Below are 20,906 nucleotides of genomic sequence, written 5' to 3'. Positions count from 1 at the left end.
ACCATATGATCGCCAAAAGTTCCCAGATGTCCTTCTCGGACAGTTTCCCGGACGTGATCGCGGAGCAGGATGTGATCACGCCGCAACGGCCCAGGTAGGGCGGGCATTCGATGAAGGAGACAGCAGTGTCTAAAAGCCGTCTGGGCATCTCGTTGGCAGGCGCCGCCGGCATGGTGGCGGCCATGGTGATGGTGGCCCTGCCCGCGCAGGCCGGCACCTGCCCCGCGTCGACCACCTGTTCCACCACGGTGACCTTCACCGTGACCGCCCCGGGCGGGCTGACCATCACCGTTCCCGACGGTCCGGTCAACATCGGCAGCGGCGCGCCGGGCACCCAGATCAGCGGGCCGCTCGGCCCGGTCACGGTCTCCGACCAGCGCGCGGCGCTCAACGCGACGTGGGTCGCGTCGGTGATCGCGGCGCCGGCCGGCTTCACCACCGGCGGCGGCACCGCGCCTGAGACCGTTCCCACCAGCGCCGTCCTCTACTGGTCCGGCACCGCCACCACCACCGGCACCGGCACCTTCGTTCCCGGCCAGATCGACGCGGCGGCCGCGCAGACACTGACCGTGACGCGCACCGCCTACAGCAAGACGACCGGCTCCGGCAACAACTCCGCCACCTGGACCCCGACCATCGTGATCAACATCCCCGCCCAGGCGGTGGCCGGCACCTACACCGGCACGATCAACCACTCCGTTGCCTAGCCCCCTGTGCCCCCTGTCGCGCCGGGTCCTCCCGGCGACACTGCTCGCCCTCCTGCTGTCCGCGAGCGCCGGCGCGCCGGCGGTCGCGGACACGGGCCGGGACCGGGCGCGTTCGGCCGGCAGGGACCTCCTCGGCGTCAGGCTGCTGGAGATCCCCGCCAACCGGATGGACGATCCGCGGTCGCACTCCTTCATCGTCGACCACGTCAACCCCGGCACCACGTTCACCCGGCGCTTCGAGGTCTACAGCACCTCGCGCAAGCCGCAGCACGTGCGGCTGTACGCGGGCGCCGCCGCCATCAGCCACTCCCGCTTCACCTTCGCGCCGGCCGGCACCGCCAACGAGCTGAGCTCATGGATCACGCTCAACCGCCCCGAGGTCGACCTGCCGGCGCGCGGCAGCACGTCGGTCAAGGCCACCGTCGCGGTGCCGATGTGGGCGACCAAGGCGGAGCGGTACGCCGTCATCTGGGCGGAGATCGCCTCTCCGGGACCGGGCCCGAAGGGGAACATCGCGCTCGTCAACCGCGTCGGGATCCGCGCCTACCTCGACGTCGGCCCGGGCGGGGAGCCGCCCTCGGACTTCGATATCGGCGAGATAGTGCCCCAGCGCACCGAGGACGGGCAGCCGAAGGTCGTGGCGAGCGTCGCCAACACCGGCCAGCGCGCCCTCGACTTCGACGGGCGGCTGTCCCTGTCGGAGGGGCCGAGCTCGCTGAGCGCCGGTCCCTTCCGGATCAACCGCGACACGACCCTGGCCGTCGGCGGCCGCGGGGACATCACCATCCCGCTGGGCGAGGACCTGCCCGACGGACCGTGGAAGTTCCGGCTCACCCTCCAGAGCGGACGGGTCAGCCATACGGCGACCGGAACGCTCACCTTCCCCGCCAAGCCCGGGACGTGGGGCCTGCCGGCCGCGCTGGACTCCCCGATGACGATGACCCTCGGGCTGGCCGGCCTGGTGGCTCTCGTGGCCGCGTTGGTCCTTCTCATCGGCTTCCGTCGTTCCCGCGCGCGCCGGCGGTCCCCGGCCGCCGGCCGTCTCCACGGCGAACCCGCCTGACGCCGGCCGGTCGTTCGACCGGCCGATCGGCGATCGACCAACCGGCCAGCCGGCTGGTCGGCTGGTCAGCCGGTCGGCTGGTCGGGCTTACATTCGCTCAGGCAGCCGGTCAGCCGCGGCGGGCGCCGTACTCCCGGCGCATCTCGGCCACGGTGTCCAGGATCTCGTCCTGGGTCCTGAGCAGCTTCGCCTCGGCCTCTTCCGTACGGCCCTCGGCCGCCAGCCGGCGGTTGCCGGTCCGGCTGCCCAGCCTCCGCTTGGCCCTGGCCTTCATCTCACGCAGATTGAGCTTCTCGATCAGACCCACGAGATCCACACTCCTTCGGCAGAAGGCCCGTCAGCTTCCCTGCCGCCGGCCGAGTATGCCTCCCCGGCTCCTCGGCTCCTCGGCTCCCCGGGCGCTCCGGGCTCCCTGGGCTCTTCGGGCACTCTGGGATCCCCGGCCCCCGGGCTCCCCCGCCCCCCGGCTTCGGGCTTCCGCCCCGCCGGCGCCCGTCAGTCGGGCTCCGGGACGTCGTCGTAGTCGGCGCCGTACTCGGCGTCGCCCTCGTCGGCGCGGCGGAGCTTGATGTCCTCCACCCAGGCGTAGGACAAGCGCCTGATCTCGGCGATCCGCTCCTCGTCCACCCCATAGGCCTCGAAGTCCTCGTCGGCGATCAGATCGACGAACTCCAGCCGCATCACCAGCTCGGCGAGGGAGAACTCCTCGTTGTGCAGGCGGGCCAGGTGTTCCAGCTCGCGAAAGCCGTACAGGTGGGAGACCGAGGCGATGTCGATGACGTCACGGGCGAGGCTGCGCTCGTGCAGGGCCCGCATCTTGAGCCCCACCGCGTCGTCCAGGGAGACGACGGACAGGTCCCCGACGATCGCGGGCTGCTGCTGGAAGGCCTCCCGGAGCAGGTCGAACTCGCAGCTCTGCTCGGTCAGGGGGTCGCTCACCACCAGGCGGCCCATCCGGGGCGTGACCTCGACCACGGTGGCCTCCAGCCCGGCCGCCCTGAAGGCCTCGGCGACCCCGTCGGCGACCTCGGGCAACGGCGTCTCGGCGGCGGTGGCGAAGTCGAGATCGTTGCTGGGGCGGTCGGTGAAGCCGTGGGCGTTCATGGCGTAGCCGCCGGCCAGGACCAGCCCGAACCGGGAGCAGACCGGCAGCACTGCCTGGAGCATCCGCTGCTGGAAGGGCGGCAGGAGCATCATTCCCACCCCAGCGCGGCGATCTTTCCTTCCCAGGCCCTGCGGTAGCCCGGCCCGAGGCCCCGGCGCAGGGTGGGCCAGTCGGCGATCAGGAGCTCGGCGTTGAGGTAGGACTCGGCGTCGTCCCGGCCGCCGCCGGTGATGACCGTGCGATACAGGCTCATCCGCAGCAGCGGCTTCGTCAGGTCGAACTCGGCGAGCCCCGACCAGACGAGGTGGACGGGCAGGGCGACCACCCCCGTGGCCGGGCCGCGCAGGTCGGCCAGGGAGTCGGGGACCCGCCGCTCGACGCCGTCCCAGCGGGATGGAAGCACGTTCACGCCCCCAGTATGCCCGCCGGCTCAGCGCCGGACCCTGCGGCGCGTGGAGGGGAGGTCGTGGCGACCGGAGACGAACTCCTGGAAGGCGATCTTGGCGCGGATCACCGGGTGGCGCAGGCGCTCCTCGCGGCGTACGGCCCTGGCCATATGCCGGGGCCGGGGACGCCGGGCGCCGGGCGCCATGAACCAGTGGGCCCAGGGCGACCCCGGGCGGGCCAGCCGCAGGGCGCCGGGGATCAGCAACAGCGGGATGAACAACCCGGTGAGCCCCGTCCAGATCTTGCCCTTGAGCAGGGTGACCACCGCCAGCACGAGGTTGGCCACGATGACGCCGGCCGCGAGCCACGTGCCCTGCGGCGTGCCGTCGGAGTGCTCCCAGCCGAGGGGCCGCAGGCCGAGCAGGAGCAGGCCGGTGAGCGCGATCGCGATGAACACCGCGTCGACCGACGTGCGGCCCTCCTCCTCCCAGTAGACGTCGTGCAGGTGCAGGATCAGCGCGAACTCGTCCAGGATCAGGGCGGCGCCGATGCCGAAGACGGCCGCCGTCACGGCGTACCAGCTCTCCGAGATGCTCGCGACGACCAGCCCCGACACCCCGCCGAGCAGGGTCAGCACCACGCCGAAGACCACGTGGTGGATGTGCATCTCACCGACGTTGACGTTGCGGAACCAGCCGACCTCGGCACGGATGAGCCGGACGTTGATCCGGGTGAACACGAAGGCGCCGATCAGCGCGACGAAGAAACAGAACAGCGGAAGCCGCCCTGTGTCCATGATTCTTTCCCGTAACAGATCCCCCACTGCTTCACCAGATTATGCGAGGAAGCCTCGCAGGAGGGCCGCAGTCCCCTCCAGATGTTCGGCGACCGCGCGGCGCGCGGCGTCGGGATCTCCGGCCAGGATGGCCGTTACGATCGCCTCGTGCTGGGTGGCGGCGTGTTCGATGTTGCGCTGGAGGACCGGGATCGCGTTGAGCAGGTCGGTGACCCGCAGCCTGGCGTCCGCGCAGGTGGAGGCGAGCAGCGAGGAGCCGGTCAGTTCCGCGATGGACAGGTGGAAAGCCGTGTCGAGGCGGCGGTAGTCGTCGGGCCCGGCCGAGTTGACCTCCCGCAGGCGCCGTCGCAGCGTGTCGCACTGCGCCCGGCCCAGCTCGGCGGTGGCCAGCACCTGGGCCGCGCCGCACTCCACGGCCATCCGGAAGGTGAGCGCGTCGTCGAGGTCGTCGGTTCCCATGTCGGCCACGGCCCTGCGCAGGTCTCCCTGGCGGGGACGCGGCGGAGCGTAGGTGACGAACGCACCGCCGTATCTGCCTCGCCGTACGGTGAGGTAGCCCGCCTCCTGCAGCGCGCGGATGGCCTCGCGCAGGGTGACCCTGCTGATCCCGAGCTCCACGGCCAGCTCCCGCTCCGGCGGCAGCTTCTCGGTGACCACACCGAGCTTGATGGCCTGGAGCAGGCGTTCCACCGTCTCCTCGAACGCGTTTCCCGCACGCACCGGCCTCAGCACGGTCGTCAGTCGCGGCGACTCGTCCAATCTCACCTCCGTTCTTGACAATAGATCCTCCCGTAGACCTCAATGGTATGAGAGTAGCCCAATAAGTCTCCGGCGAGGAGGGCGGCATGGACGTCAGCGAGCTTCGCGACGAGGTGACGGCGGGACGGATCGACACCGTGCTGCTGGCGATCGTCGACATGCAGGGCCGCCTGCAGGGAAAACGTCTGTCGGCGCGATACTTCATGGAGGAGGTGCTGCACCACGCCGCTGAAGGCTGCAACTACCTGCTCGCGGTCGACGTGGACATGAACACCGTGGGCGGCTACGCCATGTCGTCGTGGGAACGGGGATACGGCGACTTCGTCATGAGACCCGACCTGTCCACCCTGCGCCGGGTGCCGTGGCAGGAGGGCACCGCCATGCTGATGGCCGACCTGGTGTGGGAGGACGGCACGGACGTGACCGCCTCCCCCCGGCAGATCCTGCGCCGGCAGCTCGACCGGCTGGGCGCGCGGGACTGGGGCGCGTTCGTCGGGACCGAGCTGGAGTTCGTGGTCTACAACGACACCTACGAGGAGGCCTGGCGCCGCGCCTACCGCGACCTGACCCCGGCCAACCTCTACAACGTCGACTACTCCCTCCTGGGCACCGCCCGGGTCGAGCCGCTGCTACGCAAGATCAGGCTCGGCATGGAGGGCGCCGGGATGTACGTCGAGTCGGTCAAGGGCGAGTGCAACCTCGGCCAGCACGAGATCGCCTTCCGCTACGCCGACGCGCTCACCAGCTGCGACAACCACTCCGTCTACAAGAACGGCGCCAAGGAGATCGCGTCCCAGGAGGGCATGTCGATCAGCTTCATGGCCAAGCCGAACCAGCGCGAGGGCAACTCCTGCCACATCCACATCTCGCTGCGGGACACCGGCGGCAGGCCCGTCATGGCCGGGGACGGCCCGCACGGGCTGTCGGAGATCGGGCAGCGCTTCATCGCCGGGCAACTCGCCTGCATGCGCGAGCTGACCCTGCTCTACGCCCCGAACATCAACTCCTACAAGCGCTACGTGCCGGGCAGCTTCGCCCCCACCGCCGTCAAGTGGGGCGTGGACAACCGCACCTGCGCGTTGCGGCTGGTCGGCCACGGGGAGTCGCTGCGGATCGAGAACCGGGTGCCCGGCGGCGACGTCAACCCCTACCTGGCGGTCTCGGCGCTGATCGCGGCCGGCCTGTACGGCATCGGCGAGGAGCTGCCGCTGCAGGAGGCGTTCACCGGCAACGCCTACGCGTCGGGCGCGGAGAGCGTGCCCCACACCCTCCGGGACGCCCTGGAGCTGTGGGAGGGCTCCGAGATCGCCCGTGCCGCCTTCGGCGAGGACGTCGTGGCGCACTACGCGAACAACGCCCGGGTCGAGCTGGCCGCCTTCGAGGCGGCGGTGACCGACTGGGAGCTGTTCCGAGGATTCGAACGGATGTGAGCATGAAGATCATAAATCCGGCGACCGAAGAGGTGGTCGCCGAAGTCGAGTTCGCGGACGCCGCCGAGGTGGACCGGGCGGTGGAGCGCGCCAGGCGCGCCTTCGGCGCCTGGCGCGCCGTCAGCCCGCCCGACCGGGCCCGGCTGCTGCGCGCCTTCGCCGCCCTGGTGGAGGAGCACGCCGAGGAGCTGGCCCAGCTGGAGATCGCCAACGCCGGGCACACGGTCGGCAACGCCCGCTGGGAGGCGGGCAACGTCCGTGACGTGCTGAACTTCTACGCCGGGGCGCCGGAGCGCAACCACGGCCGGCAGATCCCGGTGGCCGGGGGCGTGGACGTCACCTTCCAGGAGCCGCTGGGCGTGGTCGGCGTGATCGTGCCGTGGAACTTCCCGATGGTCATCATGACCTGGGGGGTGGCCCCGGCGCTGGCCGCGGGCAACACCGTGATCGTCAAGCCCGCCGAGTGGACGCCGCTGACCGCCCTGCGACTGGCCGAGCTGGCCCTGGCGGCCGGCCTGCCCGAAGGGGTGCTCCAGGTCCTGCCGGGCGCCGGCGAGGTGGCGGGCGCCCGGCTCGTCGAACACCCGGACGTGGCGAAGATCGTGTTCACCGGCTCCACCGAGGTCGGCAAGGAGATCGCGGCCACCTGCGCCGGACAGGTCAAGCGGATCACCCTGGAGCTGGGCGGCAAGAGCGCCAACGTGGTCTTCGCCGACGCCGACCTGGACAAGGCCGCGGCGACCGCGCCGTACGCGGTGTTCGACAACTCCGGCCAGGACTGCTGCGCGCGCTCCCGGATCCTGGTGCAGCGCTCGGTCTACGACGACTTCCTGGAGCGGCTCGCACGGGCGGTGCTGAAGGTCAGGGTCGGCGACCCCCGCGACGAGAGCACCGAGATGGGCCCGCTGATCAGCGCCGAGCACCGGGACCGGGTGGCCTCCTTCGTCACCGGGCCGGTCCACCTGCGGGGATCGTGCCCGCAGGGTCCCGGCTTCTGGTTCCCGCCGACGGTCCTCACCCCCGAGGTGACCGACCCGGCGTTCACCGAGGAGATCTTCGGGCCGGTGGTGTCGGTGGTCCCGTTCGACGACGAGGCTGACGCCGTGCGGATCGCCAACGACACCCGATACGGCCTCAGCGGATCCATCTGGACCCGGGACGTCGGCCGCGCGCTACGGGTGGCCCGCGCGGTCGAGGCGGGCAACCTCAGCGTGAACTCCCATTCGAGCGTCCGCTACTGGACCCCGTTCGGCGGCTTCAAACAGTCCGGCCTCGGCCGGGAACTGGGCCCGGACGCCCTGTCCGCGTTCACCGAGACCAAGAACGTCTTCATTTCGGAGGATTGACAGCCATGCAGCGTTTGCAGGACCGGGTCGCCGTCATCACCGGCGCGGGCAGCGGTATCGGCCTGGCCACCGCGCGCCGGTTCGCCCAGGAAGGCGCCCGCGTCGTATGCGTGGACCTGGACGAGGCGAGCGGGTCGGCGGCCGCGGCCGAGGTGGGCGGCCTGTTCGTCAAGACCGACGTCACCAGCGAGGCCGACGTCGCCCGGATGTACCAGACCGCGTTCGACACCTACGGCAGCGTGGACATCTCGTTCAACAACGCGGGCATCTCACCGCCGGAGGACGACTCGATCCTGGAGACCGGCATCGACGCCTGGCGCAGGGTCCAGGAGGTCAACCTCACCTCGGTCTACCTGTGCTGCAAGCACGCCATCCCCTACATGCAGCGCCAGGGCAAGGGATCGATCATCAACACCGCGTCCTTCGTGGCGGTGATGGGCTCGGCCACCAGCCAGATCTCCTACACCGCCTCCAAGGGCGGGGTGCTGGCTATGTCCCGCGAGCTCGGCGTGCAGTTCGCCCGCGAGGGCATCCGGGTCAACGCGCTCTGTCCCGGACCGGTCAACACGCCGCTGCTGCAGGAATTGTTCGCCAAGGACCCCGAGCGGGCACAGCGCCGCCTGGTGCACATCCCGGTCGGCCGGTTCGCCGAGGCCTCCGAGATCGCCGCCGCGGTGGCCTTCCTGGCCTCGGACGACGCGAGCTTCATCACCGGGTCGGAGTTCCTGGTGGACGGCGGCATCTCCGGCGCCTACGTCACGCCCCTGTAACCAGCCGTGACCGGTTTGGGGAGATTTGCCCACCCCATACCGTCCGTCCTCGATAACGTGCCGGGACGCGGGCAGATACCTATGTCACCACACGTCCCGGCACCCGGCGAGAAAGAGATCATGTCCCGTCCCGTCATCGGCATCACCTGCTACGTCGAGCCCGCGAAGTTCACCGTCTGGGAGATGACCACCGCGCTCCTGCCGTACAACTACGTCGACCACGTGGTCCGCGCGGGCGGGCAACCGGTGATCCTGCCTCCGGCGGGCGACCCCGCCGCGCTCGCCGGACGCCTGGACGGGCTGATCCTGGCCGGCGGCGGAGACATCGGCCCGGCACGGTACGGCCAGGCCCCGCACGAGCGGACCGGCTACGTCCGCGAGTTCCGCGACGACGCCGAGTTCGGGCTGTTGCGAGAGGTCCTGGAACGGGGCATCCCGTTCCTGGGAGTCTGCCGGGGCCTGCAGGTGCTCAACGTCGCCCTCGGCGGCAGCCTCCACCAGCACCTGCCCGACACGGTCGGCCACACCGGGCACGCCCCGGCGCCCGGTGACTTCGGCCGGATGCCGGTACGGCTGACCCCCGGCAGCCGTATCGCCAAGGCTCTCGGCGCCGAGGCCGTCGACGTGGCCCACTACCACCACCAGGCCGCCGACCGGCTGGGGTCGGGCCTGACCGTGACCGCCCACGCCGAGGACGGCACGATCGAGGCCGTGGAGCTGGCCGACCACCCGTTCGCCGTCGCGGTCCAGTGGCATCCCGAAGCCGACGACGAGAGCCTGCTGTTCGAAGAACTGGTACGGCACGGCCGCCCCTGAACGGCACGACGGTCTCCGAACGGCGACAACCCGCCGCCCGGGGATTTCGCTCGGCCGGTGCAGGCGGTTAGGCTTGCCGTGACACCGATGAATCCCGTGCGGGAGAGCGTCCTGACATCCAGGCCAGGACCCCTGAAGGAGCAAGCCCTCCCCGCGAACCTCTCAAGGCAAAGGACCGTACGGGTAGGTGGCCTCTGGAAAGCAGGCCTGATGGCCTCGCCGAAGGTGAAAGTCCGGCAAAAATCGGGCGAAGCTCTCAGGCATCGATGACAGAGGGGGAGGATGATCTCATCTGTCCCCTGCCTGAGGTGCGAACATGTCCCGACCTACGCCGCTGCGCGGCGTCCACGAGGCCCTCGGCGCGACGCTGACCGACTTCGCGGGCTGGCTGATGCCGCTCCGCTACGGCAGCGAGTCCACCGAGCACAACGCGGTCCGCCAGGCTGCGGGCCTGTTCGACCTGTCCCACATGGGCGAGATCTTCGTGACCGGCCCCCAGGCCGGCGAGGCCCTGGATTACGCGCTGGTGGGCTACATCTCCGCCCTCGACCCCGGCCGCGCCCGCTACACGATGATCGTCGACCCGTCGGGCGGCGTGCTGGACGACCTGATCGTCTACCGCCTGGCGGACGAGGAGTTCATGGTCGTCGCCAACGCCTCCAACTACCCGAGGGTCGCCGCCGAGCTCGTCGAGCGCGCCAAGGCGTTCGACGCCGTGGTCGAAGACCGCTCCGAGCAGTACGCGCTGATCGCGGTCCAGGGCCCGCGCTCGCGCGCCATCCTCGGCGAGATCACCGACGCCGACCTCGACGGGCTGAAGTACTACGCGGGCCTGCCCGCCACCGTGGCCGGCCGCAAGGCCCTCATCGCCCGCACCGGATACACCGGCGAGGACGGATTCGAGCTGTTCATCGCGGCCGACGACGCCGAGCCGCTCTGGGCCGCGCTCACCGAGGCGGGCGAGCCCCACGGGCTGATCCCGGCCGGCCTGTCCGCGCGCGACACCCTCCGCCTGGAGGCGGGCATGCCGCTGTACGGCAACGAGCTGTCGGCCGACCTCACCCCGTTCGACGCGGGGCTCGGCCGTGTGGTGAGGTTTGACAAGCCGGGCGACTTCGTCGGCCGGGCCGCCCTCGAACCGCTCAAGGACGTCCCGCCGACCCGTCGTCTGGTCGGACTGGTCGCGACAGGCCGCAGGGTGCCCCGGCACGGATACCCGGTGGTCTCCGGCGACGGAGCCGTCGCCGGAGTGGTCACCAGCGGAGCGCCGTCCCAGTCACTGGGCAAGCCCATCGCCATGGCCTACGTGGACAACGGCCCGTCCATCGGCCTGGCCGTGGACATCCGGGGCAGTCGCGAGCCGGTCGATGTCGTTGAACTGCCTTTCTACAGGAGGAAAAAGTGAGCAGCATTCCCGATGACCTGCAGTACACCAAGGAACACGAGTGGGTGTCCGGCATCGACGACGGCCTGACCCTCACCGTGGGCATCACCGCCTACGCCGCCGAAGCGCTGGGTGACGTGGTCTACGTGCAGGTCCCCGAGGTCGGCTCGACGGTCGCCGCCGGCGACGCTGTCGGCGAGGTCGAGTCGACCAAGTCGGTGAGCGACATCTTCGCCCCGGTGGGCGGGGAGATCGTCGAGGTCAACCAGGCGGTCGTGGACGACCCCTCCCTGGTCAACAGTGACTCCTACGGTGAGGGCTGGCTGTTCCGCGTCCGTCTTGAGGGCGACGCCGACGACCTGCTGTCCGCCGAGGAGTACACCGCACTCACCTCAGGCGAGTCCTGAGATTTCTCCTCTTGCGCCGTGATCATGTGCGTCACCCGGCGCGCATGATCACGGCGATGTGAAGGCAGGGATCAGATCAATGGCGATCAGCGTCTTCGATCTCTTCAAGATCGGCATCGGACCGTCCAGCTCGCACACCGGCGGGCCGATGGCCGCCGCGCACAAGTTCGCCCGCGGCCTCGACCAGGACGGGCTCCTGGAGAAGACCGCCAGGGTCGAGGTGATCCTCTACGGCTCGCTCGGGCTGACCGGCAAGGGCCACGGCAGCGACAAGGCCGTCCTCCTCGGCCTGTCGGGTGAGAAACCCGAGCTCGTCGACGTCGAAACCGTCGACGACCGGCTGGCCGCCATGCGCTCCTCCGGGACGATCTCCCTGTACGGCTCCCGCGAGATCCCCTTCGTGATCGGCGAGCACCTGATCTTCGAACGCAAGATCTCGCTGCCGCACCACCCCAACGGCATGCGCTTTTCCGCCTTCTCCGAAACCGGAGAACCGCTGCGCGAGAAGGTCTACTACTCGGTGGGCGGCGGCTTCGTCGTCGACGAGAGCGCCACCGGCGCCGACCGGATCAAACCGGACGACACCGCCCTGCCGTACCCCTTCACCACGGCCGCCGAACTGCTCGCCCACTGCGCCGAGACCGGCCTGTCGATCTCCGGGCTGATGCTGGAGAACGAGAAGGCCTTCGGCCGCTCGGAGCGGGAGATCCGCGACCAACTGCTGAACCTGTGGCGGGTCATGACCGAGTGCGTCCAGCGCGGCATCGCCAAGGAGGGCGTGCTGCCCGGCGGGCTGAAGGTCCGGCGCCGGGCCAACCAGCTACACCGGCGGCTGCAGAGCGAGTCCCCCGAGAAGGACCCGCTGCAGACCATGGACTGGGTCTCGCTGTTCGCCCTCGCCGTGAACGAGGAGAACGCGGCGGGCGGCCGGATCGTCACCGCCCCGACCAACGGCGCCGCCGGCATCGTCCCGGCCGTGCTCACCTACTACGACCGGTTCACCCCCAAATCCGACGACGACGGGGTGATCCGCTTCCTGCTCACCGCGGGCGCGGTCGGCGTGCTGTTCAAGGAGAACGCCTCCATCTCCGGCGCCGAGGTCGGCTGCCAGGGCGAGGTCGGCTCAGCCTGCTCGATGGCCGCCGCCGGGCTCACCGAGGTGCTGGGCGGCACCCCGGAACAGGTGGAGAACGCCGCCGAGATCGGCATCGAGCACAACCTCGGCCTGACCTGCGACCCGATCGGCGGCCTGGTGCAGATCCCGTGCATCGAGCGCAACGCGGTCGCCTCGATCAAGGCCATCGCCGCCGCCCGCATCGCGCTACGCGGCGACGGCCGCCACTTCGTCTCGCTGGACAAGGCCATCAAGACCATGCGCGACACCGGCCGCGACATGCTCGACAAGTACAAGGAGACCAGCCGCGGCGGCCTGGCGGTGAACGTCATCGAATGCTGACGTCACGGGGCCGGGGCCTGCCCGGCCCCCGGCCTCTCCGTGAGACCTCCGGCCACTTCCACAAAAAGGCCAATCGGCACGAGCTTCACCATCTCGTACAGGATCCCCCGGTCCCGCGCCTATGCTGGGTGGCCTTGTCGCGCAGACTCGGGAGGTAGCGGTGTCAGGGGGAGCACGCCCGGCGAGTCGTTTCCTCCGCACGCACCGGCTCTTCCTGGCCGCCCTGCTCGCCGGCGCCGCGCTCAGAACCCTGGCCGTGCTCGGCTACCGGCCCGCCCTGTGGTTCTGGGCCGACTCCTTCGTCTACCTCAACGCCGGGCTTGACCCCCGCCCCCTGGAGTCACGCCCCTCGGGCTACTCCCTGTTCCTGTGGACGCTGCAGCCCCTGTCCAGCGTCCAGGCCGTGACCGTGCTCCAGCACCTGCTCGGGCTGACCACGGCCGCCTGCGTCTACCTCCTGCTGCGCCGCCGGGGCGGGCTGCCCGGATGGGGCGCGACGCTCGCCGCCCTGCCGGTGCTGCTGGACGTCCACCAGATCCAGCTCGAACACCTCGTGATGGCCGACCTGCTGATGGAGTTCCTCACGGTCCTGGCGATCACGCTGCTGCTGTGGCGACGGCGGCCACCGGTATGGGCCGCGCTGCTCGCCGGGTTCCTGCTGGCCGCGGCGACCGTCACCCGCACGATCGGGCTGCCCCTGATCGCCGTCGTGCTGGTCTGCCTGCTGATCGGCCGCGCCGGCTGGAAGGCCGCCGTCTCCACCGCGCTGGCCGCCGCGATCGGCCTGGGCGCCTACGCCGCCTGGTTCGGAGCCGAGTACGGCACCTACGGGCTGACCCGCGGCAACGCCTTCCTGTGGGCGCGCACGATGACCTTCGCCGACTGCGCGAAGATCAAGCCCGCCGGGCCGGAGGCCGCGCTCTGCCCGGTCGACCCGGTGAGCGAGCGCAAACCGCCTCCGGTCTACATCTGGGACGGCGCCTCACCACTCAACAAGATCAAGGGAACCTGGGCCCAGCGCGACAAGCTCGCCGGAGACTTCGCCGTCCAGGCCATCAAGGCACAACCCCTGGACTTCCTCCGGGCGGGCCTGACCGACGTGGCCCACGTCTTCGACTGGACCCGCAGGGTCTACCCCACCCCCGGGCCGCAGAGCGCCTACGTCTTCCCCGACACCGCCAAGCCCTTCCCCAAGGGAGCCGCCTCCCAGGGCAGGACCGCCGAGGAGCTGACCCTCGCCTACCAGGGCGCCTCCGGCGCGCCCACCCTCGTCGAACCCTACGCCGGCTGGCTGCGCGCCTACCAGGAGCAGGGCTTCCTGCGCGGCCCGTTCGTCGCCGCGATCCTGCTGACCGGCCTCGCCGGCGTCCTGCTGCGCCTGCGTCGGCTCGGCGGCGCCGTACTGATGCCGTGGGCCGCCGCGACCGTGCTGGTGGCCCTGCCGCCCTTCATCGCGGCCTTCGACCACCGCTACGTGGTGCCCGCCCTACCGCTGGCGTGCCTGGCCGCCGGACTGGCCTTCGGCGTACGGCGACACCCGGCGGCCCCGGACGCGCCGGCGGCGGACCTGTCAGCGGCGGACCCGTCAGCGGCGCCGGACGTGCAGCCGGACGACCGCCCCGAGCCCCTCGTCGCCTACCGTCCTGCGAACCTTGCCGACCGCGTCCTTGTTCAGCCGCGCCACGAGTTTGGCGACGTCCGCCTCTGGCCCGCAGCTCACCCCGATCCGCAGCCGGTCACCCCCCACCGACCTGACCTGGATGCGCCGGAGCCCTTCGACTTCTTTAAGCGCGACCCCCAGCATCGCGGTCCCGCTGCCGCTACGGCTCCCCCACCGGCCCCATCCCAGGGCGCCCAGCAGCCAGCGGATCGCCAGGAGCGCCAGCGCCATCAGTAGCAACGCGGCCAGCCAGCCCACCCAGGCATGCCCGGCCAGATAGTCGGGAAGCGTCCGGCTCAGAATCCGAGCCTCCCTCGGCTGGGGAAGCTTTCCCCGCCCGCGCAGGAACCCGTAGGTCCCGGCCCCGGTCAGCACCGTCCCGACGACGGCCAGGCCGATCCGGTTGCCCATGTACGCCTTCATCAGATCCCCCGCCTGCGCAGCCGCACCACGACCTCGCCGCCGCACACCGCACCCAGACTCGCCATCCGGTCCCCCACCGCCGCGCCGACCTGACGCAGCAGCAGACCGGTCCGGTCGGTGTCGCCGACCACCGTGATCTCGACATTGCGCCGGCCCAGCCGCACCCGCGCCCTGTCCACGTCGTTGACCGACTGAGCCGCCTCCCGCAGCGTGCGACGCAGCCCGGCCCTGGTCATCCCCATCACCATCCGGGGATCGGCGGACTCCAGCGGCACCAGCCGGGTCCGGCCCGGCAGCACGGCCAGCCCGAGCAACAGCGCCCCGGCCATCACCACGACCAGCGACAGGGCGAGCGACAGGTGATCGGACCACTTCGCCTCACCGACCCAGGCGGCGAACTGCCGGTACGGCATCCGCCCGAACGCCGAGCCCGTCAGCAGGCCCGCCGCCACTCCGGTCGCGACGGACAGCGAGACGGACGCCGTCAGGGCGACCAGCACGCCGGCCGGGGTCCTGCCCGGCCTCAGCAACCGCAGCGACCGGCGACGGACCGCCTGCAGGTTCTCCCCGCCGGCCGTACCCCCCGTGCTCGACAGGATGTCCTGGAGAGTGCTCATCACCCGGACAGGTTTACGCGGCCGCGGCATCCCGGGTGAGGTCTGACCGGCCACTTGCACGATCTTGGAGTCCCCCTGGCAGGAGAATTTACCGCCGGACGATCAACATGAACAATACTCACATTCGGCTGGATCGGGTTATCCTGCCGTCATGGATGACCGCCAGCGCTACGACCGGGCCACCGCGCATCTGGATCCCCCCTTCGCCGTGCTCGACCTGGCAGCCCTACGCTCCAACGCCACCGGCATGACCCGACGAGCCGGCGGCAAACCCATCAGAATCGCCAGCAAATCGATCAGATCCCGGCCCGTCCTGGAACGCATCCTCACCATGGACGGCTTCACCGGCATCATGGCCTTCACCCTGCCCGAAGCCCTCTGGCTGGCCTCCACCGGACTGCGCGACATCCTCCTCGCCTACCCCACCGCCGACCGCGCCGCACTCGCCGCACTGGCCACCGACACCCGCGCGGCCCAAGAGATCACCCTGATGGCCGACCGGACCGAACACCTCGACTTCATCGAAGCCGCCGTCGCCGACGTCCGCGACCGCCACGAGATCCGGATATGCCTCGACATCGACGCCGGCTTCGTCACCCTCGGCGGCAAACTCCGAGCCGGCGCCCGCCGCTCCCCCATACGCGAAGCCGACCAGGCCGCCGACCTCGCCGCCGACGTCGCCAAACGCCCCGGCTTCCGCCTCGTCGGCCTGATGGCCTACGAAGCCCAGATCGCCGGAGTCGGCGACGCCCCACCCGGCAACCCCGTCCTCACCCGGGCCATCCGCCTCATGCAGGCCCGCTCACAACGCGAACTCATCACACGCAGAGGCCGCATCGTCCAAGCCGTCACCCAGATCACCGACCTGGAATTCGTCAACGGCGGCGGCACCGGCAGCATCGAAAAGACCGTCCGCGAAAAGGCCATCACCGAAGTCGCCGCCGGATCCGGCTTCTTCCACCCCCGCCTGTTCGACTTCTACCGCGGCTTCACCGGCCGCCCCGCCGCCCTGTTCGCCCTACCCGTCGTCCGACGCCCCGCCCCCGGCGTCGTCACCGTCCTCGGCGGCGGCTACCTCGCCTCCGGCGCCCCCGGCCCCGACCGCCTCCCCCAGCCCTACCTGCCGTGCGGGCTACGCTACGACCCCGACGAAGGCGCCGGCGAAGTCCAGACCCCCCTCCTCGGCCAGACCGCCGAAGACCTACGCGTCGGCGACCGCGTCTGGTTCCGCCACGCCAAAGCCGGCGAACTCTGCGAACGCTTCGCCGGCCTGCACCTCATCGACGGCGACGAGATCGTGGAGGAGGTCCCCACCTACCGCGGCGAAGGCCACACCTTCCTGTGACCTCCCCGGCCTCCGGCCTCCGGCCTTCGACCTCCGAGCCCCGGCCTCCGACCCTCCGGTCTGCGGCCTCCACCGGCCTTCGATCTCCGGCCCCCGACGCCGGCCTCCCCGCCGACCACGGCCACACGGCCGGGCGGACACCCGCCCGGCCGGTCAACGCCGCCGGCGCCGCCAGAGCATGACCATCGCGGTGACCGCCAGCATCGCTCCCACACCGATCAGAATCGGCGCCAGATCCGCCTGCTCATCCGCCCACAGATCGTCGGACTCGTCACCCACCTTGACCGGCCGCGGCGCCACCCCGACCGCCTCGCCGACCCGGTCCCCCACCGAGACCAGAAACTCCCTCGCGCTCGACTCCGCCTTGGCGACGGTCCGCCTCGCGACCTTCTTCGGACTCACCCGATCGGCGATGGCGTCAACCGTCTGGGCCAACTCCGCACGGGTCCGCTCGATTCGCCGCTCCAACTCCGCGGGATCGGTGTCCGCCATGGCTCTCCTCTCATCGCCCTTGACATTGATCAGTCTGTCAGGTCCGGCCCTCCCACGACACTTCGGGCGGCCAGGTAAGTTGACCTGGGAACGATTCCTCGGAGGAGCCACATGAAACTTGAGCCGGGCGACGCCGCCCCGGACGTCACGCTTCCCGCCGCCGACGGCACCACCGTGTCCCTCGACACCTACCGCGGCAAGCGCGTCATCCTCTACTTCTACCCCGCCGCGATGACCCCCGGCTGCACCAAGCAGGCCTGCGACTTCCGCGACAGCCTCGCCTCCCTGACCGCCGCCGGCATCACGGTCCTCGGCGTGTCCAAGGACACCCCCGCAAAGCTCGCCAAGTTCGCCGAGCACGACGCCCTGACCTTCCCCCTCCTGTCCGACCCCGGCCTGGAGGTCCACAAGGCCTACGGCGCGTACGGCGAGAAGACCATGTACGGCAAGACCACGGTCGGCGTCATCCGCTCCACCTTCGTCATCGACCCCGACGGGAAAATAGAAAAGGCCCTCTACAACGTGAAGGCCACCGGCCACGTGGCCCGCCTCCGCCGCGAACTCAGCCTCGACTAAATACCATTTATCGCCGTTTTATACACCTTGCGCATGCCCCAAGAATTGTCGGCCCCATTACCTATCCTTGGGGCATGCCAACCAAGTACAAATACACCCCCGAGATGCTGGCCGACGCCGCGGCGAAGTCCCTCAGCATCGCCGACGTCCTCCGCCACCTCGGCATCACCATCGCGGGCGGCAACCACGCGCACATCAGCCGCCAGCTGAAGCGCCTCGGGATCGACACCTCACATTTCCTCGGCCAGGCCCACCACAGAGGGCGGAGCTCAGGCAGGCGCCTGCCACCAGAGGAAGTCCTCCGCGTGTCTCCACCGGGGTCCCCCAGGACCAAGCCGCCCCTGCTCCGCCGGGCGCTTCAGGAAGTGGGAGTGTCCTACCGTTGCGATAGCTGTAAGATCGAGGGCACTTGGGAAGGCGTGCCGCTTACGCTGCACGTCGACCATCTGAACGGCGACTGGCTTGACAACAGAATAAATAACTTGCGATTCCTCTGTCCGAACTGCCATTCTCAGACAGAGAATTTCGCAGGAAAAAACAGAGGGGCCGTAGCCCAACGGCAGGAGGCAGCGTCTTTAGGTGGCGCGCAGTATGGGTTCGAATCCCATCGGCCCCACAATCAAATAAAAGAAAAATCCAGCACGCTTGGACCGACAATAATCAACGTAACTCTGCCGGTTCAGGACGCACTGTTCATAGAACAATACGTTAATCGAAGACTCGCCCAGTCCAAATCCGCAGCGATACGCAAAGCGATTCGACTGCTGCGGGAGGCCAATCCCGAAGACCAAGCCGCCACATCTGGCGATCGGGGCACGAGCCAACCCACTACGCCACGGGACCTCGTCGTAGGGGATGACATCGGCGAGCCGTCAGGGTGAAGTCCGGCCGGTCGGCCGCGTGCCGGAGAAGAGGCCCGGGGCCGGCCGGTCACGGGATCGTTCTGGGCCGGTGGGGCGAGGTGGGAGGGTGACGGGCCGGGGATGTGGCGGTGGCCGTTGAGCCGCGTGTCGTGGTGTTCTGCGGGCCGCCCGTCGTGGGCTATGGGCCGGGATGTACGGCTTCGCGCTCGTAGTCCGGCAGCGGCTCGGTCTTTTTGGGGCGCATGATGCGTTCCATTCCCGCCATGGAGTCCAGCAGTGGCGATCTGGCCACGGCGTTTCTCAGCCGGGTGCCGATGCCGCTCTTGGGGACCATGAGGCGGAGGTTGGGGCCGACCTGCTGCATGCGGTGGACTGGGGCTCTGAAACCCTCTTCGTATCGGCGGAAGGCGGCCTGGTGGTCGCCTGCCGTGGCCGCGAGTTCTCCTGCCAGTCGGTAGGCGCCGATCATGGCCAGTCGTGCTCCGCAGCCTGACACGGGTGAGGCGCAGTAGGCGGCGTCGCCTACCAGTGTCACGCGTCCTGATGACCAGGATGGCATTCTTACCTGGGCCAGGGTGTCGAAGTAGAGGTTGGGGTCGGCGAGTGCTCTGGTGAGTAGTTCGGGCACTTGCCAGGACATGTTCGCGAACGCTTCGGTCAGTAGGTGTTTGTGTTGCTCGGTGTCCCGGTGGTCGTAGGTCAGTGGTTCGCGCCGGTGGAAGATGAAGTTTGCCTTTGCCCCGGTGTGGTTGCCCGATCGGTAGATTCCTACCATTTTTCCGGGTTCGTTGTAGGCCGTGACCCAGCGGTTCTCGCCCAGGGTGGGGTCGGCTTCGGCGAAGGCGAAGTAGTGCTCCATGTGTCGTAGGAACCGTGACTCCGGTCCGAAGGCCAGCCGGCGGACTGTGGAGTGGATGCCGTCGGCGCCGACGACCAGGTCGAACCTGCGGGTCTGTCCCTGTTCGAAGGTGGCCGTCACTCCGTCGGCGTCCTGTTCCAGTGTCTGGATGGAGTCGCCGAAGATGTGTTCGACGCCGTCCTTGGTCGCCTCGTGCAGGATCGTCGCCAGGTCTCCGCGCATGATCTCGACCTCGTCGCCCGTGGACCGCATGTCCATTCGGGCCAGGCTCCGGCCGGTGGCGTCGACGAATGTCATGCCTGCGATGTCGGTTCCCGCGGCTCTGATCTGGGGCAGGATTCCCATTCGCTCGGCCACTTCGATGGCCTGGTCCCGTACGTCGACCCCGTTGCCGCCTGCGCGCAGCTGGGGTGCGCGCTCGACCACGGTGGGCCGGAAGCCGTATCTGGCCAGCCAGAACGCGAGGGTCAGTCCGGCGATGCTGCCTCCGGAGATCAGGATTCGCTCGTTCATCGCATACCGACGATCATCCGGCGGGGGGCGTCGGCCGCCTTCAGGCGCTGGGTGGTCGTGTCGATGTCGTGCCGGTCGGCGTGCTCTCCGTCGAGTGGCGTGAGCCGGTCGGTCGCGATGAGGTCGAGGAGGTGGGGGAGGTCCGGTCCGAACCCGTCTCCTGCTCGGAAGCCTTCGATGAGGGCCTCGTCGGGCTGTGTCGCCGGGTCGGGGGCTTGGTCGAGCAGGACGCCTGCGGGGGCTTCGGGGGTGGTGAGTAGCGCTTGCATGGGCCCTCCCGGGCTCATAAACTAAGTGAAATGAATGTTCCACTTGAAGATATGGAAGGGCCGTTCCAGATGTCAACCCCTGCCGCGCCCGGCGACCAACGACGCCGGGCGGACGCCGTACGCAACCGGCAGCTCGCCCTGGAGGCCGCCAAGACGCTTCTCGCGCAGCGGGACGCCACCATCACGGTCGAGGCCATCGCCCGTCAGGCCGGGCTGGGAGCGGCCACCGTCGTGCGGGCCTTCGGCAACAAGGAGGCGCTCATCGACGCCGCCGTGACGGACCTGCTCGATCCGCTCATCCAGCGGGCCAGGGACGCGCTGTCCGAGCCCGACCCCGAGCGGGCTCTGCGCTGTTTCCTCCTCGATCTGATCGAGTTCCAGTCCGCCCACTGGGTCATGAGTGAGCAGCTCAGAGGACTGGAGGTGCCCTCGACGACCGTCCAGCGGGCCGCGCTGCGCCAAGCGGTGCTCGACATGGTCTCCCGGGCGCGCGGCGCGGGTGCGATCAGGACCGACATCGACCCCGCCGTCGCCACGGTGATGCTGGGCGAGGTGACGTACGCGATCGCGCGGTCGGACGAGGCGTCACGCCGGCTCGCCGAGGGTTTCGTCACCGTCGTCCTGGACGGCCTGCGCCCCCAGTCCTGACGCCGCGGCCTGCTCACTCTGTGCGGCCGGTGCGGAGACCGCGAAACGGCGCCGGTTTTCACCGGCGCCGTTGCGATGGGTGCGGTCGGGTGAGCGGGGTCGGGTGAGCGGGGTCAGGCCCGGCCAGTCGCGGGTGGCGGTGCCGAGGTCCTGGAACAGGAGCTCTTCGAAGCCGGAGCCGAAGTAGAAGCCGGTCACGGTGCCCACCGCGAGGA

At 69.9% G+C, this 20,906-nt stretch carries 23 protein-coding genes, 1 tRNA gene and 2 riboswitches; of the genes, 14 read left to right on the top strand and 10 right to left on the bottom strand.

What is annotated here, in order from left to right; genetic code table 11:
- Positions 1-125 precede the first annotated feature (125 nt).
- Entirely contained in the window at positions 126-707 is a 582-nt protein-coding gene (locus ACQPYK_RS09805; RefSeq protein WP_433253350.1) for a hypothetical protein, read from the top strand.
- Positions 700-1,770, top strand: coding sequence for a hypothetical protein (locus ACQPYK_RS09800; RefSeq protein WP_433253348.1), 1,071 nt, complete (start codon positions 700-702; stop codon positions 1,768-1,770). The genes ACQPYK_RS09805 and ACQPYK_RS09800 overlap by 8 nt, the downstream gene beginning before the upstream one ends.
- Before the next feature lie 109 nt (positions 1,771-1,879).
- Here the strand turns inward: ACQPYK_RS09800 and ACQPYK_RS09795 are convergent, their stop codons facing one another.
- From ACQPYK_RS09795 to ACQPYK_RS09775, 5 genes are all read right to left on the bottom strand, one after another.
- The gene (locus ACQPYK_RS09795; protein ID WP_433253346.1) at positions 1,880-2,077 is read right to left on the bottom strand and encodes a hypothetical protein; all 198 of its coding nucleotides are present in this window, start codon (positions 2,075-2,077) and stop codon (positions 1,880-1,882) included.
- Positions 2,078-2,265: 188 nt separating this feature from the next.
- Complete coding sequence (locus ACQPYK_RS09790; RefSeq protein ID WP_433253344.1) at positions 2,266-2,967, bottom strand: nucleotidyl transferase AbiEii/AbiGii toxin family protein; 702 nt, start codon at positions 2,965-2,967, stop codon at positions 2,266-2,268.
- Positions 2,964-3,284 carry a hypothetical protein gene (locus ACQPYK_RS09785; RefSeq protein WP_433253342.1) on the bottom strand — a complete coding sequence of 107 codons (321 nt, stop codon included), beginning with the start codon at positions 3,282-3,284 and terminating at the stop codon, positions 2,964-2,966. The genes ACQPYK_RS09790 and ACQPYK_RS09785 overlap by 4 nt, the downstream gene beginning before the upstream one ends.
- A 21-nt stretch (positions 3,285-3,305) precedes the next feature.
- Positions 3,306-4,058: a hypothetical protein gene (locus ACQPYK_RS09780; RefSeq protein ID WP_433253340.1), complete on the bottom strand. Its 753-nt coding sequence runs from the start codon at positions 4,056-4,058 to the stop codon at positions 3,306-3,308.
- A gap of 39 nt (positions 4,059-4,097) precedes the next feature.
- Positions 4,098-4,817 (bottom strand): FadR/GntR family transcriptional regulator, encoded by a 720-nt coding sequence (locus tag ACQPYK_RS09775; protein WP_433253338.1) that lies wholly within the window; start codon positions 4,815-4,817, stop codon positions 4,098-4,100.
- 86 nt (positions 4,818-4,903) lie between these two features.
- Here ACQPYK_RS09775 and ACQPYK_RS09770 point away from each other — a divergent pair, with 86 nt between their 5' ends.
- The 8 genes from ACQPYK_RS09770 (at position 4,904) to ACQPYK_RS09735 (ending at position 14,323) form a co-directional block, all read left to right on the top strand.
- A complete protein-coding gene (locus tag ACQPYK_RS09770; protein WP_433253336.1) occupies positions 4,904-6,247 on the top strand; it encodes a glutamine synthetase family protein in 1,344 nt (447 codons plus the stop codon).
- Between the two features lie 2 nt (positions 6,248-6,249).
- Positions 6,250-7,593: an aldehyde dehydrogenase family protein gene (locus ACQPYK_RS09765; RefSeq protein WP_433253334.1), complete on the top strand. Its 1,344-nt coding sequence runs from the start codon at positions 6,250-6,252 to the stop codon at positions 7,591-7,593.
- 5 nt (positions 7,594-7,598) lie between these two features.
- Complete coding sequence (locus ACQPYK_RS09760) at positions 7,599-8,363, top strand: 3-oxoacyl-ACP reductase (protein ID WP_433253332.1); 765 nt, start codon at positions 7,599-7,601, stop codon at positions 8,361-8,363.
- Positions 8,364-8,483: 120 nt separating this feature from the next.
- On the top strand, positions 8,484-9,179 hold the full coding sequence (locus tag ACQPYK_RS09755; protein WP_433253330.1) for a gamma-glutamyl-gamma-aminobutyrate hydrolase family protein: 696 nt from the start codon (positions 8,484-8,486) through the stop codon (positions 9,177-9,179).
- An 89-nt stretch (positions 9,180-9,268) separates the two neighbouring features.
- Positions 9,269-9,367: riboswitch (glycine riboswitch) on the top strand.
- Positions 9,368-9,462, top strand: a riboswitch (glycine riboswitch). It begins immediately after the preceding riboswitch.
- Positions 9,463-9,495: 33 nt separating this feature from the next.
- Positions 9,496-10,584 (top strand): glycine cleavage system aminomethyltransferase GcvT, encoded by a 1,089-nt coding sequence (gene gcvT, locus ACQPYK_RS09750; protein WP_433253328.1) that lies wholly within the window; start codon positions 9,496-9,498, stop codon positions 10,582-10,584.
- Entirely contained in the window at positions 10,581-10,970 is a 390-nt protein-coding gene (gcvH, locus tag ACQPYK_RS09745; RefSeq protein WP_433253326.1) for a glycine cleavage system protein GcvH, read from the top strand. Before gcvT ends, gcvH begins: the two co-directional genes overlap by 4 nt.
- Before the next feature lie 79 nt (positions 10,971-11,049).
- Complete coding sequence (locus tag ACQPYK_RS09740) at positions 11,050-12,426, top strand: L-serine ammonia-lyase (RefSeq protein WP_433253324.1); 1,377 nt, start codon at positions 11,050-11,052, stop codon at positions 12,424-12,426.
- A gap of 160 nt (positions 12,427-12,586) precedes the next feature.
- Complete coding sequence (locus ACQPYK_RS09735; RefSeq protein WP_433253322.1) at positions 12,587-14,323, top strand: hypothetical protein; 1,737 nt, start codon at positions 12,587-12,589, stop codon at positions 14,321-14,323.
- Between the two features lie 185 nt (positions 14,324-14,508).
- Here ACQPYK_RS09735 and ACQPYK_RS09730 read toward each other — a convergent pair whose 3' ends face one another.
- Positions 14,509-15,126, bottom strand: a complete 618-nt coding sequence (locus ACQPYK_RS09730; RefSeq protein WP_433253320.1) for a DUF6286 domain-containing protein — start codon at positions 15,124-15,126, stop codon at positions 14,509-14,511.
- Positions 15,127-15,277: 151 nt separating this feature from the next.
- On the opposite strand from ACQPYK_RS09730, the gene ACQPYK_RS09725 reads away from it, so the two are divergent.
- Positions 15,278-16,471 carry an amino acid deaminase/aldolase gene (locus ACQPYK_RS09725; RefSeq protein ID WP_433253318.1) on the top strand — a complete coding sequence of 398 codons (1,194 nt, stop codon included), beginning with the start codon at positions 15,278-15,280 and terminating at the stop codon, positions 16,469-16,471.
- Positions 16,472-16,624: 153 nt separating this feature from the next.
- On the opposite strand, the gene ACQPYK_RS09720 is transcribed toward ACQPYK_RS09725, so the two are convergent.
- The gene (locus ACQPYK_RS09720) at positions 16,625-16,963 is read right to left on the bottom strand and encodes a DUF3618 domain-containing protein (RefSeq protein ID WP_433253316.1); all 339 of its coding nucleotides are present in this window, start codon (positions 16,961-16,963) and stop codon (positions 16,625-16,627) included.
- A gap of 111 nt (positions 16,964-17,074) precedes the next feature.
- On the opposite strand from ACQPYK_RS09720, the gene bcp reads away from it, so the two are divergent.
- Positions 17,075-17,539 carry a thioredoxin-dependent thiol peroxidase gene (bcp, locus tag ACQPYK_RS09715; RefSeq protein ID WP_433253315.1) on the top strand — a complete coding sequence of 155 codons (465 nt, stop codon included), beginning with the start codon at positions 17,075-17,077 and terminating at the stop codon, positions 17,537-17,539.
- Between the two features lie 542 nt (positions 17,540-18,081).
- A tRNA-Leu gene (locus ACQPYK_RS09710) sits at positions 18,082-18,155 on the top strand.
- Positions 18,156-18,580: 425 nt separating this feature from the next.
- Here the strand turns inward: ACQPYK_RS09710 and ACQPYK_RS09705 are convergent.
- Positions 18,581-19,774, bottom strand: a complete 1,194-nt coding sequence (locus ACQPYK_RS09705; RefSeq protein ID WP_433253313.1) for an FAD-dependent monooxygenase — start codon at positions 19,772-19,774, stop codon at positions 18,581-18,583.
- Positions 19,771-20,043 carry a hypothetical protein gene (locus tag ACQPYK_RS09700; protein WP_433253311.1) on the bottom strand — a complete coding sequence of 91 codons (273 nt, stop codon included), beginning with the start codon at positions 20,041-20,043 and terminating at the stop codon, positions 19,771-19,773. The genes ACQPYK_RS09705 and ACQPYK_RS09700 overlap by 4 nt, the downstream gene beginning before the upstream one ends.
- 69 nt (positions 20,044-20,112) lie before the next feature.
- Between ACQPYK_RS09700 and ACQPYK_RS09695 the strand changes: the two genes are divergently transcribed.
- Positions 20,113-20,691, top strand: a complete 579-nt coding sequence (locus tag ACQPYK_RS09695; RefSeq protein WP_433253309.1) for a TetR/AcrR family transcriptional regulator — start codon at positions 20,113-20,115, stop codon at positions 20,689-20,691.
- On the opposite strand, the gene ACQPYK_RS09690 is transcribed toward ACQPYK_RS09695, so the two are convergent.
- Positions 20,629-20,898 (bottom strand): hypothetical protein, encoded by a 270-nt coding sequence (locus ACQPYK_RS09690; RefSeq protein WP_433253307.1) that lies wholly within the window; start codon positions 20,896-20,898, stop codon positions 20,629-20,631. The two genes, ACQPYK_RS09695 and ACQPYK_RS09690, sit on opposite strands and share 63 nt — an antisense overlap.
- Between the last annotated feature and the right edge of the window lie 8 nt (positions 20,899-20,906).

Source organism: Streptosporangium sp. CA-135522, from assembly GCF_050949235.1.
Taxonomy (GTDB): Bacteria; Actinomycetota; Actinomycetes; order Streptosporangiales; family Streptosporangiaceae; genus Streptosporangium.
The sequence above is the reverse complement of the archived record's forward strand: the minus strand, read 5'-3'. Positions and strand labels throughout refer to the sequence as shown.

Bases quoted from the DNA above. Each gene is read 5' to 3' on its own strand.
- ACQPYK_RS09780 (WP_433253340.1), bottom strand. From the start codon at position 4,058: ATGGACACAGGGCGGCTTCCGCTGTTCTGTTTCTTCGTCGCGCTGATC.
- bcp (WP_433253315.1), top strand. From the start codon at position 17,075: ATGAAACTTGAGCCGGGCGACGCCGCCCCGGACGTCACGCTTCCCGCC.
- ACQPYK_RS09725 (WP_433253318.1), top strand. From the start codon at position 15,278: ATGGATGACCGCCAGCGCTACGACCGGGCCACCGCGCATCTGGATCCC.
- ACQPYK_RS09730 (WP_433253320.1), bottom strand. From the start codon at position 15,126: ATGAGCACTCTCCAGGACATCCTGTCGAGCACGGGGGGTACGGCCGGC.
- ACQPYK_RS09755 (WP_433253330.1), top strand. From the start codon at position 8,484: ATGTCCCGTCCCGTCATCGGCATCACCTGCTACGTCGAGCCCGCGAAG.
- ACQPYK_RS09760 (WP_433253332.1), top strand. From the start codon at position 7,599: ATGCAGCGTTTGCAGGACCGGGTCGCCGTCATCACCGGCGCGGGCAGC.
- ACQPYK_RS09790 (WP_433253344.1), bottom strand. From the start codon at position 2,967: ATGATGCTCCTGCCGCCCTTCCAGCAGCGGATGCTCCAGGCAGTGCTG.
- ACQPYK_RS09765 (WP_433253334.1), top strand. From the start codon at position 6,250: ATGAAGATCATAAATCCGGCGACCGAAGAGGTGGTCGCCGAAGTCGAG.
- ACQPYK_RS09695 (WP_433253309.1), top strand. From the start codon at position 20,113: ATGTCAACCCCTGCCGCGCCCGGCGACCAACGACGCCGGGCGGACGCC.
- gcvT (WP_433253328.1), top strand. From the start codon at position 9,496: ATGTCCCGACCTACGCCGCTGCGCGGCGTCCACGAGGCCCTCGGCGCG.
- ACQPYK_RS09770 (WP_433253336.1), top strand. From the start codon at position 4,904: ATGGACGTCAGCGAGCTTCGCGACGAGGTGACGGCGGGACGGATCGAC.
- ACQPYK_RS09705 (WP_433253313.1), bottom strand. From the start codon at position 19,774: ATGAACGAGCGAATCCTGATCTCCGGAGGCAGCATCGCCGGACTGACC.
- ACQPYK_RS09700 (WP_433253311.1), bottom strand. From the start codon at position 20,043: ATGCAAGCGCTACTCACCACCCCCGAAGCCCCCGCAGGCGTCCTGCTC.
- ACQPYK_RS09720 (WP_433253316.1), bottom strand. From the start codon at position 16,963: ATGGCGGACACCGATCCCGCGGAGTTGGAGCGGCGAATCGAGCGGACC.
- ACQPYK_RS09740 (WP_433253324.1), top strand. From the start codon at position 11,050: ATGGCGATCAGCGTCTTCGATCTCTTCAAGATCGGCATCGGACCGTCC.